This is a genomic window from Methylocystis silviterrae (assembly GCF_013350005.1).
Lineage (GTDB): Bacteria > Pseudomonadota > Alphaproteobacteria > Rhizobiales > Beijerinckiaceae > Methylocystis > Methylocystis silviterrae.
Genome location: NZ_JABVWW010000024.1, coordinates 26,834 through 40,210, shown reverse-complemented (window position 1 = coordinate 40,210; position 13,377 = coordinate 26,834). Strand labels below are relative to the sequence as shown.

At 62.6% G+C, this 13,377-nt stretch carries 16 protein-coding genes; 8 read left to right on the top strand and 8 right to left on the bottom strand.

All coding sequences use genetic code 11. From position 1 onward, the window contains the following. The 3 genes from HUN39_RS17010 to HUN39_RS17000 form a co-directional block, all read right to left on the bottom strand. On the bottom strand, positions 1-440 hold a 440-nt coding region (locus tag HUN39_RS17010; RefSeq protein WP_175095635.1), incomplete at its 3' end, for a TniQ family protein. Then, on the bottom strand, positions 437-1,369 hold the full coding sequence (locus HUN39_RS17005) for a TniB family NTP-binding protein (RefSeq protein WP_175095634.1): 933 nt from the start codon (positions 1,367-1,369) through the stop codon (positions 437-439). The genes HUN39_RS17005 and HUN39_RS17010, both read right to left, overlap by 4 nt. Beyond that, positions 1,366-2,661, bottom strand: coding sequence for a Mu transposase C-terminal domain-containing protein (locus tag HUN39_RS17000; protein ID WP_175095633.1), 1,296 nt, complete (start codon positions 2,659-2,661; stop codon positions 1,366-1,368). Before HUN39_RS17000 ends, HUN39_RS17005 begins: the two co-directional genes overlap by 4 nt. Before the next feature lie 234 nt (positions 2,662-2,895). On the opposite strand from HUN39_RS17000, the gene HUN39_RS19525 reads away from it, so the two are divergent. From HUN39_RS19525 to HUN39_RS16980, 5 genes are all read left to right on the top strand, one after another. After that, positions 2,896-3,027, top strand: coding sequence for a hypothetical protein (locus HUN39_RS19525; RefSeq protein WP_269750344.1), 132 nt, complete (start codon positions 2,896-2,898; stop codon positions 3,025-3,027). A 204-nt stretch (positions 3,028-3,231) separates the two neighbouring features. After that, positions 3,232-4,305 carry a tyrosine-type recombinase/integrase gene (locus tag HUN39_RS16995; protein WP_175095632.1) on the top strand — a complete coding sequence of 358 codons (1,074 nt, stop codon included), beginning with the start codon at positions 3,232-3,234 and terminating at the stop codon, positions 4,303-4,305. A 98-nt stretch (positions 4,306-4,403) separates the two neighbouring features. Next, positions 4,404-4,751, top strand: a complete 348-nt coding sequence (locus HUN39_RS16990) for a type II toxin-antitoxin system RelE/ParE family toxin (protein WP_138168336.1) — start codon at positions 4,404-4,406, stop codon at positions 4,749-4,751. Between the two features lie 4 nt (positions 4,752-4,755). Beyond that, positions 4,756-5,103 carry a helix-turn-helix domain-containing protein gene (locus HUN39_RS16985; protein ID WP_175095631.1) on the top strand — a complete coding sequence of 116 codons (348 nt, stop codon included), beginning with the start codon at positions 4,756-4,758 and terminating at the stop codon, positions 5,101-5,103. Further along, the gene (locus HUN39_RS16980) at positions 5,100-5,249 is read left to right on the top strand and encodes a hypothetical protein (protein WP_175095630.1); all 150 of its coding nucleotides are present in this window, start codon (positions 5,100-5,102) and stop codon (positions 5,247-5,249) included. Before HUN39_RS16985 ends, HUN39_RS16980 begins: the two co-directional genes overlap by 4 nt. Before the next feature lie 194 nt (positions 5,250-5,443). On the opposite strand, the gene HUN39_RS16975 is transcribed toward HUN39_RS16980, so the two are convergent. From HUN39_RS16975 to HUN39_RS16955, 5 genes are all read right to left on the bottom strand, one after another. After that, positions 5,444-5,659, bottom strand: a complete 216-nt coding sequence (locus HUN39_RS16975) for a hypothetical protein (protein ID WP_175095629.1) — start codon at positions 5,657-5,659, stop codon at positions 5,444-5,446. A gap of 69 nt (positions 5,660-5,728) precedes the next feature. Continuing rightward, positions 5,729-7,096: a plasmid replication protein RepC gene (repC, locus tag HUN39_RS16970; RefSeq protein WP_175095628.1), complete on the bottom strand. Its 1,368-nt coding sequence runs from the start codon at positions 7,094-7,096 to the stop codon at positions 5,729-5,731. Between the two features lie 187 nt (positions 7,097-7,283). Then, complete coding sequence (gene repB, locus HUN39_RS16965) at positions 7,284-8,267, bottom strand: plasmid partitioning protein RepB (RefSeq protein ID WP_232366175.1); 984 nt, start codon at positions 8,265-8,267, stop codon at positions 7,284-7,286. Next, positions 8,264-9,508 (bottom strand): plasmid partitioning protein RepA, encoded by a 1,245-nt coding sequence (repA, locus tag HUN39_RS16960; protein WP_210267033.1) that lies wholly within the window; start codon positions 9,506-9,508, stop codon positions 8,264-8,266. Before repA ends, repB begins: the two co-directional genes overlap by 4 nt. Before the next feature lie 127 nt (positions 9,509-9,635). Continuing rightward, positions 9,636-10,586 carry a DUF2493 domain-containing protein gene (locus HUN39_RS16955; protein ID WP_175095625.1) on the bottom strand — a complete coding sequence of 317 codons (951 nt, stop codon included), beginning with the start codon at positions 10,584-10,586 and terminating at the stop codon, positions 9,636-9,638. A gap of 401 nt (positions 10,587-10,987) precedes the next feature. On the opposite strand from HUN39_RS16955, the gene HUN39_RS16950 reads away from it, so the two are divergent. From HUN39_RS16950 to HUN39_RS16940, 3 genes are all read left to right on the top strand, one after another. Next, complete coding sequence (locus tag HUN39_RS16950) at positions 10,988-11,293, top strand: type II toxin-antitoxin system RelE/ParE family toxin (protein WP_408631419.1); 306 nt, start codon at positions 10,988-10,990, stop codon at positions 11,291-11,293. 5 nt (positions 11,294-11,298) lie between these two features. Then, positions 11,299-11,580 carry a helix-turn-helix domain-containing protein gene (locus HUN39_RS16945; protein ID WP_175095624.1) on the top strand — a complete coding sequence of 94 codons (282 nt, stop codon included), beginning with the start codon at positions 11,299-11,301 and terminating at the stop codon, positions 11,578-11,580. Between the two features lie 274 nt (positions 11,581-11,854). After that, positions 11,855-13,291, top strand: a complete 1,437-nt coding sequence (locus HUN39_RS16940; RefSeq protein ID WP_175095637.1) for a DUF6880 family protein — start codon at positions 11,855-11,857, stop codon at positions 13,289-13,291. The last annotated feature ends 86 nt before the right edge of the window (positions 13,292-13,377 follow it).

Below are 13,377 nucleotides of genomic sequence, written 5' to 3'. Positions count from 1 at the left end.
CAGGCTTCGACGAGAAGGCGGTCGTGACGCTCGCAAAGCAGCGCCTCGATCTGCAGCCAGCGCCGCCGAAAATATTGGTCGCGGCCGGCCGCCGCATCCTCTTCGAGACAAGCCGGACAAAACGCGTAGCCGACAAAGACGCCGCCCGCTTCATGCGGCCAGACATAGCGGTCGAGCGTGCGCCCGGATCGGCGCAAAGCGAGATCGTCAATGCGCGCCGGATCGAGCCGACAGGCTCGCGACCAGGCCGCCAGGACCTCCCCCGTCGGCGCATAATCCGCCGCCACGAAACCGCCCGGCGCGGCGTGCTGAGGCGAGAGGCCGGCCCAACGCCCGAGCGCCTCGCGGGTTATCCCATAGCGGCAAGCGACCCGTCCCTGCCACGACGACAAGAGCTCGTCGGCATAGGGACGCGGCGCGATCGGAAGGCGCCGCCTCATCGGCCCGCCGACCGCATCAGGCGCGTCTCGACATTCCGCGTCATCGCCACGAGCGGCAGAACGAGGTCGGGAGCGTCGAAGCTTTGCGCCGTGATCCGTTCCTCCTGCGAACGGATCGCTTCGATCGCCAGGCTCTCAACGAGTCGAAAAATGCGCACCGTCACGCCATCGGTCATGTCGAGCACCCGTCGCCTGACTTCGGCGGTGTGCAACATCGACGGACGGCGCAGCGGCAGCAGCCCGGCGAGGCTGATCAGAAGCTCCGCCAAATGCCGGTCATTCCGCCAGCGATCAAGATGAAACGCCTCGAAACGCTCGGCAAGCTGCGGGTCGGTCAACAGCGCCTGACGGGCGAGGTCGGTTCCGGCGCAGACGAGCGGCGCCCGCAGATCATTCGCCAGAAAACGAATGGCGTTCAGGAAAATCCGCTGCTGCCGAAACGTGCCGGCAAGCATGGCGTGAACCTCGTCGATGATCAGTAGGCGGACGCCGAGAGTCTTGAGCAGCCCGCGGCAGGTTTCTTTCAGCCGGTGGGTCGTCGCCTCGACCGGAGTCGGCGCCTGGAGCGTGCTCAAGAGTTCGCCGTAGACGTCGCGCTCAATCGGCTCCGCCGGCATTTGCATCGCCGCCACGGGCGTCGCCGTCACGCCAATCTTGCCATCGAAACGCGGCGGATGCGCCCGCAGGAATTTGCGGATTATCTTGGTCTTTCCCATGCCGGTGTCGCCATAGATCAGTAGGCAAGGCATGCGATCGCGCGGCGGATAGGTCAGCAAATCCTCGAGCCGCGCGAGCACGGCCTTCGCCTGGGCCGTCTCGATCCAGCGATCCGACCTGATCCATGCGATCCGCTCGGCGTCGGAGAGCGCCGCCTTCGTGCGATAGGCTGGTAGAATGTGGGCGTAATCGCCCTCCCCGATCGCGCTCATGACCATTCCTCCATCGCCAGCGGCAGGACGTCGTCAAAATTATCCGCATCGGGGTTGGCGCTTGCCCCTGTCGTCGACGCGGTCGCCTGTCCCGAAGCCGCCAAGGCGCGCGCCCGACGTTCGGCTTGACGACGCGCCGACCGCGTGGCCGCTGACGCCGAAGCGACAAGCGCGCGTTGTTGTTCGACCGTTTCGAAAATCAGCTGCTCGTCGACAAGCGCTTGGCCACGCGCTTTCAGAGCGCCTTGCGCCAGTTTCAGTTCCGCCAGCGTAATCCGTGGTCGGCTCAGATTGGCGGTGCGCACCGGCCAATGGCCGCCGTCAGGATCCTCGACGAAGACTGTCGAGAGATCGCGCGGATCGTATTTGACCCTGAGCCGTCGGCGCAGGCGCCCCGCCCAGGGACTGAGAACGTCATCCCAATAGCGCAGATCAAACAGTCGCACGCCGTCGCGCCGAATGAGGCGTTCCTCGAAGGGAAGAAAGTCGAGGAGGAAGCCGGCCGGATCGGCGGGATGCGCGATCGGCGCCGGCCGCGCCGCCAGCATTTCCCGCCATCCCGCGCGAGGCGGCAGTTTCAATGCGCTGTGCACGCTGTCGTGATAGCGGATCACTTCCAACGCCAGCCAGCGCTCCAGTTCGTCGAGCGTCATGGTCGCGTGCTTGGCGGCGTCGTAGTCGCCGAGATCCGCGACATTCGAGAATGTCGTGCCGGGCAGCAGATGAACGGCGCTCATCATCGTGCCGATCAGCCGCTCGATATGTCCGCCATAATGCGGACGCGCGACCGGTCGGTGAATCAGCCGCACGCCATGCTCGTCGCAGCCGCGCGTCAAGGCGCGCGCTCTGAATTCCTTGGCGTTGTCGAGATGGATCGCCTCGGGGAGGCCAGAAACCGGCCATTCCCCGGGGATTTCCCGCGCCGTGAGCCAGGACGCCTTCGGAAACGTCATGTGCTGGATCGCCAACGCGACCGATGTCGACGACGGCGCTTCAAGCGAAACGTAAAAGCCGGTCACCATGCGGCTCGCCACATCGATCGCCAGCGTCAGCCATGGTCGCTGGAGCGGCTGGCGATGCTCGGCGTCAACGACAAAGACGTCGATTTTGGTGTGGTCGATTTGAACGACCTCAAGCGCATGGTTTGCATGATATTCGCCGATCACCGGCGAGAAACGGGCGCGGGCCGCCGCCGCCCCCTCCCGGTCGCGCAGCAAAAGGCGTTCGTCGGCGCGCGCCACCCGCGCCTTGATCGCATTCCAGGATGGAACAGGCGCGCTTTCGCCTGGCATAACTGTCGTAAATGCCGTCGCAACGCGTTCACGCTCGGCTTTTGGCGCGTGCGGTAGAATTGCAAAATCGCCTCGCCGATCAAGGCGTCCTGCTCCGGCGTCAGCCGGCTCGATCCTTCCCGCGGACCGCGTCGCGCGGGCAACAGCGAACTGGTGACGGGCGCTTCGCGGAACTGCTCGATCAGCGCATAGAGTCGCGCCCGTCGGACCCCGAGCTTCCTGCAGGCGTCAGCAATGACGCCGGCTTTGAGCGTTCCGGCGGCGATCAGTGGGCGGATCGTTTCCGCACGCGCCATCGCGACGCGCCAGAGCGCGTCATCAGCGCCGAGCTTGTCGATCCGCTTCGCCACGCCGTCCACCTATTGAGGGTGAAAAATTCCAGCGAATAAGGCAGAATCCACGCAATAAAGCTCAAGCCGATTCGGGGCATTTCAATGGCTTGGAGTCCAACAAATTGTGCAAAACGACAGGGCGAAAAGATCGAAAACACCCTCCGCCAGCCTGCCGAGGCGTCGGATTTTTCCGTTCGAACGGCGCGGGATCTCAAACCGGGAGCCAAAAGAGCACGAGATGGCTGACATCGACGACCCGTTCGAGAGCGGCCAGGCGCCCCTCACAGAGCGTCCCCCCTCCCCCCATCTCTCTGCGCTTTCCGAAAAAGCCCGCGACTACGCCCGCAACGCCCGCTCCGACAACACCAGACGCGCTTACGACGGCGATTGGCGGCAATTTTCGGCCTGGCTGCGCCGGCAAGGCTTCGACCCCCTGCCCCCGGACCCGCAAACCGTCGGCCTCTATCTCGCCGCCTGCATGGATGGAGTTCGGGGCCGGGAGCCGGTTTCAGTCGCTACTTTAGAGCGGCGGCTCGCTGGCATTTGTTGGCATTACCGCCAGCGCGGCGAGCCGCTCGACACGAGCGACCGGCATATTTCGACGGTGCTCGCCGGCATTCGCCGCGCCCATGGCCGCCCCCCTCTCCAAAAAGAAGCGATCTTCGCCGATGAACTGCTGGCGATGCTCAGCGTCCTCGAGATGGATCTGCGCGGGATACGCGACCGCGCCATTTTGGCGATCGGTTTTTCCGGCGGTCTGCGCCGCTCCGAGATCGTCGGGCTCGATTGCGGCCCCGACCAAACCGAAGATGGAACCGGCTGGATCGAGATTTTTCCCTCTGGCGTCGATGTTTCGAGCGCCAGCAAAAACGACGGCGGCGCGGTGCTGCAGATTTCCGGCAAGACCGGCTGGCGCGAGGTCGAAATCGGCCGCGGCTCGCGTCCCGAGACCTGTCCCGTCGCGCTGCTCGAGACCTGGTTGCGGCTCGGCCGAATAAGCCAGGGCCCCCTCTTCCGCCCGATCGCGCGCAAGAATGGCGGCGTTTCCGCCAGCCGTCTGACGGACAAGCATGTCGCCAGACTGGTGCAGAAAACCGCCCTCGCCGCCGGCATTCGCGGCGATCTGACCGAAGGCGAACGACGGCTTGCCTTCGGCGGCCATTCGCTGCGGGCCGGGCTTGCCTCGTCTGCGCAAATCGAAGAGGCGCATGTGCAAAAACATCTCGGTCACGCCTCCCCCGAGATGACTCGGCGCTACCAGCGCAAACGCGATCGTTTCAGAGTCAATCTCACCAAGGCCGCCGGGTTGTAACCGAGGGCGTTCGCATCGTCCTTCGCTGCGGTGCGCCCGCGATAAGATCGCCGCGGCGACCACTTGTCTAAATACCCCTTTGGGGTATATTGCGACCGATGAAAAGCGCGTCGCTGATCACCGTTGTCGAGACGGCGCCCTATCTGGCCGACGCGGTGCAATTGATGGACGAAGCCGAAAGGATCGACGTGGTCAACACGATCGCTGCCGATCCTCAAGCTGGAGACGTGGTCCCAGGCACCGGCGGCTTGCGAAAAGTTCGCATTCCGCTGAAAGGCCGGGGAAAGAGAGGCGGAGCGCGGCTCATCACCTTCTTTCACGACGCAGACATGCCGGTGTTTCTCATCGCGGTCTACGCCAAGAATGTGCAAGGCGATCTCGACTCCAGGCAACGCAAGGCGGCGACGGCGCTCACCACGGCAATTCGCGCTCAGTTCGGGAGGTAGCGCTATGGACGACAAGGATTTCGGTAAGCTGATCGCGGGCCTCGAAGATGCTCTGGCCTATGCGAAGGGGCGTAAAAGCCCCGGTGCGCGCGCGCATCGCGTCAAGGTCGATCGCTCCTTCATCGCGGAAACCCGTCTTAAGGCGGGACTGACGCAGGAAGAATTCGCAAAGGTCACCGGCGCGTCTCTGGGGACCGTGCGCAAATGGGAACGTGGCGAACGTTCGCCGTCCGGCGCCGCCGGCATGTTGGTGCGGATTCTTGCACGCGATCCGGCCCTGGTGATCAAGGAGGCAGGTCTTGCGAAGACCGTGACCCGCCGGCGCTCGAGCCGGTCCGACAAAGCCGCATGACCCAACTCACCTACGAAATTACAGGATTGGTTCGCCCAGACAAAGTCGATGCGTGGATCGAAAGCGTTCTAGGAATCAAGGGCGGCGCACCCGTCATCAAAGGCATACGCATCACTGCCCTTTTACCGTCGACGCGCGGTTATTGAACGGCGACTGTCTCGACGACATCGCCGCGGAGAACCCTGATATGCCGCGTGAAGCTTTAGCCGCGGCCGTGCACTTCGCCAAAGCGTATCCCCTCCCCGGCTGAGCCCAAATTACGGCTTGGCCGGCAGGGAATCTATGACGCCGTCGTCGATCACGATCTCGAATTCCGCGCGCAAGGCCTGCCTGCGTGTCATTACCTGTCGTCGGCCGATTGAGGAGCCAAAGCCTCCGCGAATGGCGGCAACTGACCATAGGTGGCGGCGGCGGTCAGCGCCTGCGCGGCGATGTCTCCCGACCGGGTCAAAAGATCGGCGGGCGACGCTTTCCCCTCCGCCGCCAGCGGGCCAAGCTCGATGATTTTGACCAGCGCATCGGAAAGGATGGCGAGTTGGGTCGTCGTATCGGTCATCGCGTCCGCGCTCCCTCGATCGGCTACGATAATCGCCAAATCCACGGCAGCAACCCCACGTCAAATTGATCATCCCGCTTGCCGCCGTTCACGCGCGGCCTTTGCGGCCTTGCCGCGCAGCAGCGCCATCAGCACAGGTCCCAGCGAAAACTCCCCTGCCCGCGCCTTTCCGGTCAGCACCCGCAAATAGCCGCCGGCGGATTTGATTTCCTCGCCCCGCTGCAGGATTGCGGCAATGACGATCGAGCTGTCATGCTCGCCCAAAACGTCGAGCGCCTGTTTCCAGGCGTCGGGCGAGACGCCGAGCGCGGAGCGCACGATCGCCGCAGCGTCGATGAGATCGCGCCAGCAGGCAATCTCGCCGTTCTTGCCGTAATCGACGATGTCGGGACAGGCTTGCAGCACCATGCCGAGCGGATAGGTTCGTGTCGAACTCCCCTGTCGCTCGCCCGTTCCGGTACGGGACGCCTCGGTTGTTGACGGCCCTGCCCTTTCGGCTTCGGGATCTTCTGGCATTGACCCGGGCGATTCCGCCCTGCCTTCTGGAAGGCTAGGTTCAAGATCAGGAATGTTTGTGATTTGATTCTGTATATGGCGCTCAGTCTGGGACTCATTGGCGCTTCTTTTTTGCTGTTTGACGTGAGTTTCCAATAGATTCTGGATTTCGGCCGCGAAGACCGCCAAGTCGCCCGCCAAAGCCTCCAGTTCCGCGCGCCCGAGGCCGCGCGAATAGCGTGCCGAAAGGGCCTGGGAATGTCGGTAAAGGCCTTCCCACTCCCCGATCTCCTGCCCGTTGATCGACAGCGGCGTGAAGCGAACGCCCACCTCCATGCCGGTCTCGATCATCTTGACGATGTCGCGCCGGACCAGCGTGATGCGTTCCCGCAGGAGAGCGATGGCGCGGTTCTCGACGCGCAACTCTTCGGCGAGGTTTTCGATCTCGGCCGCGCGCGCAATCAGCGGCGCCAGATCGAAGCCGAAGGCTTCCGCGATCTCGCCCCCCTGCCCCCGCCGCGCGAAACGTTTGCCGTTCGGCGAGTCCCGCCGGATGATCAGCCCCGCCTCGACAAGCGAAGCGAGATGCCGGCGCAGCGTCGCCAGCGCCATGCCATGCGCGCGGATCGAGAGCTCCCGGTTCGACGGAAACACCACGATGCCGGGCGAATCACTCTCCCCGCCTTCCCTGCCTTCGGCCTCTGGCAACGTCAGCGCAGTTTCCTGGTGGAAGCTCAGCAAGGCGTGCAGGACCGATAGCGCCCGGTCGGTGACGCCGAGCGGGCCCTTGGCTTCCGTGAGCGCCCGAAACAGCCGCCATTTATGAACGACGGTCTCCGAGGCGTCCGGTTTTGCCGCGAAATCCCGCGTCGCCGCCTGCGCCGCCACCATGGCGAGCGACAGCGGCCGCCGCCCAAAGGGCGTCGTTGAATGTGTGCGCATGACTCTTTGCCTCGTTCAGGCAAAAGAAATCTGCTCGCCGAAACGGCGCCGACTCTTGACAGCGATTCGCGGAAGTGTGATTCTCTAAGTGCTTAATCTTGAGAAGGGCTTCCGGGCGGAAACGTTTCGGGGGCCTTTTTCTTTTGCGCGTTCCTTTTCTTTCCGTTGTTCCGACGCAACGCTCCGCTTACGCACGACGTGTGCGGAATTCCTCGTAGAGATCGGCCAGGCGCTCGACGACGTAGGCGCCAAAGTCGGGTTCAGCTTTCTCGTCGAAGCGCAGGACAGTCGCTTTGGGATCGCGGCTAATCCGCGCCAGAGCGGCGCCGTCCGGCCGCTTCCAAATTTCCGCCCGGGCGGGTTTGGAGCCCTTTTCCCCGGCTGCCGCAAACGCCTTCAGAAACCGCGCGTCGGAGTCGGCCGGGAGATTTGGCTCGGAGAGCACGGCTTCGACACGAATGAGCGTCTTGCGCGTGCGCAGGAGGTCGGCGAACTGCAGCCACCGCCGCCGTCCCGCCTTCGGCGCCGGCCCGATCGCTCGAATGATCGCGTCCGGCAGCGCGCGCGCGACGGTGATCAGCTTGGAAAGCTCGGTTTTGTCCGTCGACAGCGCAGCCATAATGACGCTGCGATCATGCCCGCTGTCTTCAAGCGACTTTGCGAAAATAGCGCGCTCGATGAAGGTGAGATCGCGTCGCGCGGAATTTTCGATGCCTTGGGCAATAATCAGCTGTCGGTCATCGAGGTTGCGGACAACGGCTTTGATCTTGATCCCGAGATCTTGCGCCGCCTTGAGCCGCCGATGTCCATAGGCTGCTTGATAAGCGCCGCTGCGGGTTGGGTGCGGTCGCACAAGAATCGGCACTTCCTGGCCATGCGCGCGCAGCGACTCTTTGAGCACCAAAAACTCGGCGTCGTCAGGGCCGGACAGCCTGTCTCTGATAAAGGACACGTCGATGCATTCGGGGTCCAGTTCGACCACCGCGGCGCCCGTCGCCAGCGCTTCTTGTAGCGTTCTGGACTCTTCCGCCATCCGATCGAGCGTGAGGCTCATCGTTTTCACCGGCCCGGCGAGGACCCGTTCCTTACCTCCCGGGTTCGGGCGATCGGGCGAGTTGGCCGCGGCCAACTTGCTCTCGAGTAGTGAGGCCAGAATGTTCCGTCGGGTCATGGAATTCGTCCCCATGTTCGAAGGATGAGCCCGAGAATTTCGCCATTGACGGCTTCCAGCGACTCGATGGCGCGATCATAGGTTGCGCGCCCGATCGCCCCGCGTTCGAGCTCGTACAGAGATTGCTTCGTCAGCCCCGCATCCGCGATGGCGGTCGACTTCCAGGCGGAAGCCGCGAGAACCTCCTCCCCAAAAAGGTTGCGGAGCAGCGCAACCACCTGCGACTGCGGCCCGTCATGCGGCTCGTGGCGGGTGATCACGTAGCGAATGAAATCATGGCGTAAGTCGCCGCCGGCTTTTCGCACAACCGCCATCAGGTCGGAGGCCATGAGCAGGAACTGCGACATGGACGCAACGTCGACCATCTGCGGATGAATGGTAATCAAGAGCGCGGTCGCGGCGCAAAGTGCGCCCAGCGTCAAATAGCCAAGCTGCGGCGGGCAATCGATAACGACAATGTCGTAATCAGCTTCGATCTCCGCGAGCGCATTGCCGACCCGTTCGAAGAACATGCCGCCCGGCAAGCGGGTGCCGAGTGCCAAGGCGCGCGGCGTTTCATGTTCGAACTCCATGAGTTCCAGATTGCCCGGAAGCAGGTCGAGCCCGTCGAAATAGGTTCTGCGGACACAATCCCGGACCGGCCGTCGGACGCCGTCATATCGGATGGCCCCGTAGATCGTGTCTCCTTCCTTGAGATCAAATTCGGGCTGCAAGCCGAGCATCGCAGAAAGGGACGCCTGCGGATCGAGATCAACCGCAAGCACCCGAAATCCGGACATCGCCAGATACTGCGCGAGATAGAGACAGGTGGTCGTTTTTGCGGAGCCGCCCTTGAAATTAACGCAGGCGATGGTCTGCATCTTCTCGCCGGCGCGGCGGTGGGGCAGGACGGAGAGCGCGTCGCGTGGTTTCACCGTTGCGATGTGCCGACGCAATTCGTTAATTTGCGCAAGGGTGTAAGAGCGCCGCCCGGAGGGGCTGATCTCTGGTGCCGGCCCAATGCCGTCGAGAGAAAGCTGCCGTAAATATCCGTCCGACACATGCAAGAGCTTCGCGGCTTCCCCGGATGAAAAAGAGCGAAGCAGCTTCTGACTGTCTGGCGGATAGAGTCGCGAGCCGAGCGCCTGAAGTTGTTCGGACAAGAGACGCGCATGCGCGGAAATGCGCGCGTCTGATGTTGTTGCTATCTCGGCTGCCTGCGTGGCCACGATTTTATTCCGTGATACGATTTTGATCTGCAAACCGCTCTTCTTCCGTATCAGGAACACGATTCGGCGCCTTGAGCAATGCATTTTGAGTAAACGATTGGTTAACGCCCGTCGCGGCGGGACCAGATTTCATTAGTTGGCCGCGGCCAACTGGCCGCGTTCACGCGCGGATCGTATCAAACCGCCACACCGGAATTCCCATCTTGCGCGCCTTGTCGGCAAGGTTCTCGACGATCCCTGAACCGGGGAAGACGATCACGCCGATTGGCAATGATTCGAGCATCACATCATTGCGCTTGAAGGGCGCGGCATTCTTGTGATGGCTCCAGTCCGGTTTGAAGGCGACTTGAGGAACCTTGCGATTGTCCGCCCAGCAGGATGCGATTCGCTCGGCACCCTTTGCCCCGCCGCCATGGAAAATAACCATGTCGGGATGCTTCGCGTGGACTTTGTCGAGCGCGGACCAAATCCGCTGATGGTCGTTGCAATCGACGCCGCCCGCGAAGGCGATCCGAGGGCCGGGCGGCAAGAGCGCTTGCGTCTCGGCCAGCTTCTTGGCGTTCAGGAAATCCCGGCTGTCGATCATTGCAGCGGTCAGCGCGCGGTGATTGACCTTTGAGCCTGAGCGCGGACGCCAGGCGGAACCGGTCTCCGTCGCATAGAGTTCGGCGAGATGGTCCCGGAAGAATTCGAAGGCGTTGCGCCGTTCGGTCAGCGTCAGGCCTTGCGCGATCAACCGCTCCAGTTCGACCGAGCGGATTTCCGAGCCGTCCTGCTCCGCCTGTCGGCGACGCTGCGCGGTTTCATTGTCGTCCAGATCGCGGTCGATACGATCCGCCTTGCGATGAAAGAGATTGACGAAGGACCAGAGAAGGTCGGGAAGATCGGCTTCGAGCCGCGTTTCGCGAAAGAGACCCGACAGGGCCTCTATGGCGGCTTCGAGCGCCAAAAATGCGTCGTCAGACGAGGGCAGGGGACGCGTATCCGGTTCGTCCTCGAGCCGGCGATAGCCGTGCAAGGCGAGTTCATCGAGAAGGTGCGAGGAGGGCGACTGGGATTCGTGATCCAGGGCGAATGTGTCAAAGGACTGGGAGGCGATTTCATCGTTCATCGCTTTGCGCTTTCGCTTGAGGCCGCGCCGATCGCAGCCTGACAGCGATCAAAAGCTACGGGCGGCTCGCGGCGCACCCGAAGGGCCGAAACGCAGTGGAGGACGTTCCCCGACGACTTCTTTGATCCGCGCGGAATGCCCGAAGCGCCAGCGCAGGGCAGGGCAGGGCAGGGCAGGGGAAAGAAGTCGGCAGGGAGCGTTGCGGCAAGCGTGACGCTTGTGGCGACATCGCTGCTCTCTCAGGCCGGCGCGCGGCCCTCTCAGCGAAAACGACGAAGAAGAGATGAAGTCAGGCACCGCCGCAACCGCAACTAAGAGCGTCGTGCGCAGCACGCGCACTGTCGAGCTTCAAGGCGAGGTATCCCCCGAGTGGCAATCGGACCCGGTTGCCGGCTTATACAATACATGTTGCGCCCAATGAGCACGCCGATCCCGGTCGAGTTCCGAGGCGCGCCCTCGACGATCTGCGCGCCTTTCCGCTGCAACGTGGCGGAGAGGCCGACGATTGGAAGCCTACGCCGGCGATCGGGCGAGGTGTTCGAGAGATTCGCATTCGAGAGGCGCACGGCGCGTTCCGCATTATCTATGTCGCCAGATTCGCCGATGCCGTTTACGTGCTGCATTACTTTCAAAAGAAGACGCAGAAGACCAGCAAGGTAGATTTGGACCTCGCGGAGAAACGGTATCGAGAGTTGACAAAGGAGTGAGGCCAATGAGCAACGAGCGCTTCGACAATGTTTGGGACGCCATCGAGGATACGCCCGAGGAAGCAGAAAACATGAAGCTTCGCTCGACCCTGATGCTGGCGCTGAAAGATCACATTTCCCGGACGGGCCTCAGTCAGTCGCAGGCGGCCAAGCTGTTTGGCGTCACGCAGCCGCGCATCTCCGACCTCATGCGCGGCAAGATCAACCTGTTCGGCCTGGACGCCCTCGTCAACATGGCGGCGGCGGCCGGGCTGCATATTGAGATGCATGTGCGCGACGCGGCATAGGGCCGCTAACATTGAAGATCGGCTTGAGCCCGCTTATTCGATCGTCACTGAATTTGCTTAAATTGGGAAGCCCGAAGTGCAAGCGGCGACGACGTTCGAGTTCCGTCATCCGCTCCGCAGTTCAAATTCACACCACCATCGATGTGTGAATGATTGCAGGGCCACCCGTCTGGTTACGGAGAAAGAACCCCTCAAACGGGACGAGAGAAACGCGCCACTAACTCTGAGCTATGTTTTCCTAGCGGGTTCAATGTCTCCCGAACTTCGATCCGATATGGCGCCGAAAAACACGCTCAACGCCCAAAACCTGGAAGCCCTCGGCGCGAAGCGGCTGGCCGAACTGCTGATCGACATCAGCAGCGGCGACGCCGCGGCAAAGCGACGCTTGCGTCTTGCCCTCGCGGGGGCGCAAAGCCCAGCCGACGCCGCACGCGAAATTCGCAAGCGGCTCATCGCCATTTCGCGCTCCCGGAGCTTCGTCGACTGGCAGAGCCGCCGCGCGCTCGTCGACGATCTCGAGGCGCAGCGACGCGCTATTGTCGAACATGTCGGAAAGGCCGATCCGAAAGAAGCGCTCGATCTGATGTGGCGTTTTCTCGCGCTGGCGTCTTCGGTGTTCGCGCGTTGCGACGACAGCAGCGGAACGGTGATCGGAATCTTCCACGGAGGCGTAAGCGATCTGGGGCGGCTGGCTGAAGCCGCTAAAGGCGATGCGGAAGAATTGGCCGACCGCACGTTTCCGGCGCTGCTCGACAATGACTATGGAGAATTCGACGGTCTTATCGCGACTCTATGTCCTGCGCTCGGTGATGCAGGTCTCCAACATTTGAAGCAGCGCTTCGTCGCATTGTCCAAGGAGCCGATCAGAAAGTTGCCCGAACACGAGCGCCGAAAAATCGGTTGGGCGACCAGCGGTCCGATCTACGAAGACGAAATCGTCGATCGCCACCGCGCCCGCGTCATCGAGATGGCGTTAAGAGACATTGCCGATGCGCAGGGCGACGTTGACGCCTTCGTCGCGCAATATGAGCCCGAAACACGAAAGGTCCCAGGCATCGCCGCCCAAATCGGCGCGCGGCTCCTTGTGGCCGGTCGCGCGGCGGAAGCGCTGAAGGTGCTCGAAGCGGCGGAGCAGAGGCGCGCGGGCTGGCCCGACTTCGAATGGGAGGACGCGCGCATCGCCGCACTGGATGCTCTTGAGCGCGGCGATGACGCACAGGCGGCGCGCTGGTCATGCTTCGAACGATTTCTGTCGGCGCGGCACTTGCGTGATCATCTGAAACGTCTGTCCGACTTCGACGACATCGAGGCGGAAAATCGCGCGCTCGATTTCGCCGAGAATTTCGAGCATTTCAGTGCGGTGCTTTCGTTCCTCGCCGCTTGGCCCGCGCCCGATCGCACGGCGAAGCTCGTACTCACGCGCGCCGAAAAATTGGATGGCGATCGCTACGAAGTGTTGACCCCGGTCGCGGAGGCGCTTTCCGGCAAGCATCCCCTGGCGGCGACGCTGGCGCTGCGCGCAATGATCGAGTTCTCTCTCGATAACGCCAGGTCCAGTCGATACAAGCACGCCGCGCGTCATTTTCAGGAATGCGCCAGTCTCGCTTCGGCGATCGCGGATTTCGGGCAATTTGAACCGCACGAATCCTTCGTAACGCGGATGCGCGGCAAGCACGGAAGGAAAAGTTCGTTCTGGGGTCTTGTGATCTGAGAAATCTTGCGCAGCTTCGAACCTGAAAGCAGAGGTCTGGAATCGGATCGCAAACCGGTCATTCCGAGACTGGACCGCCTATGGGA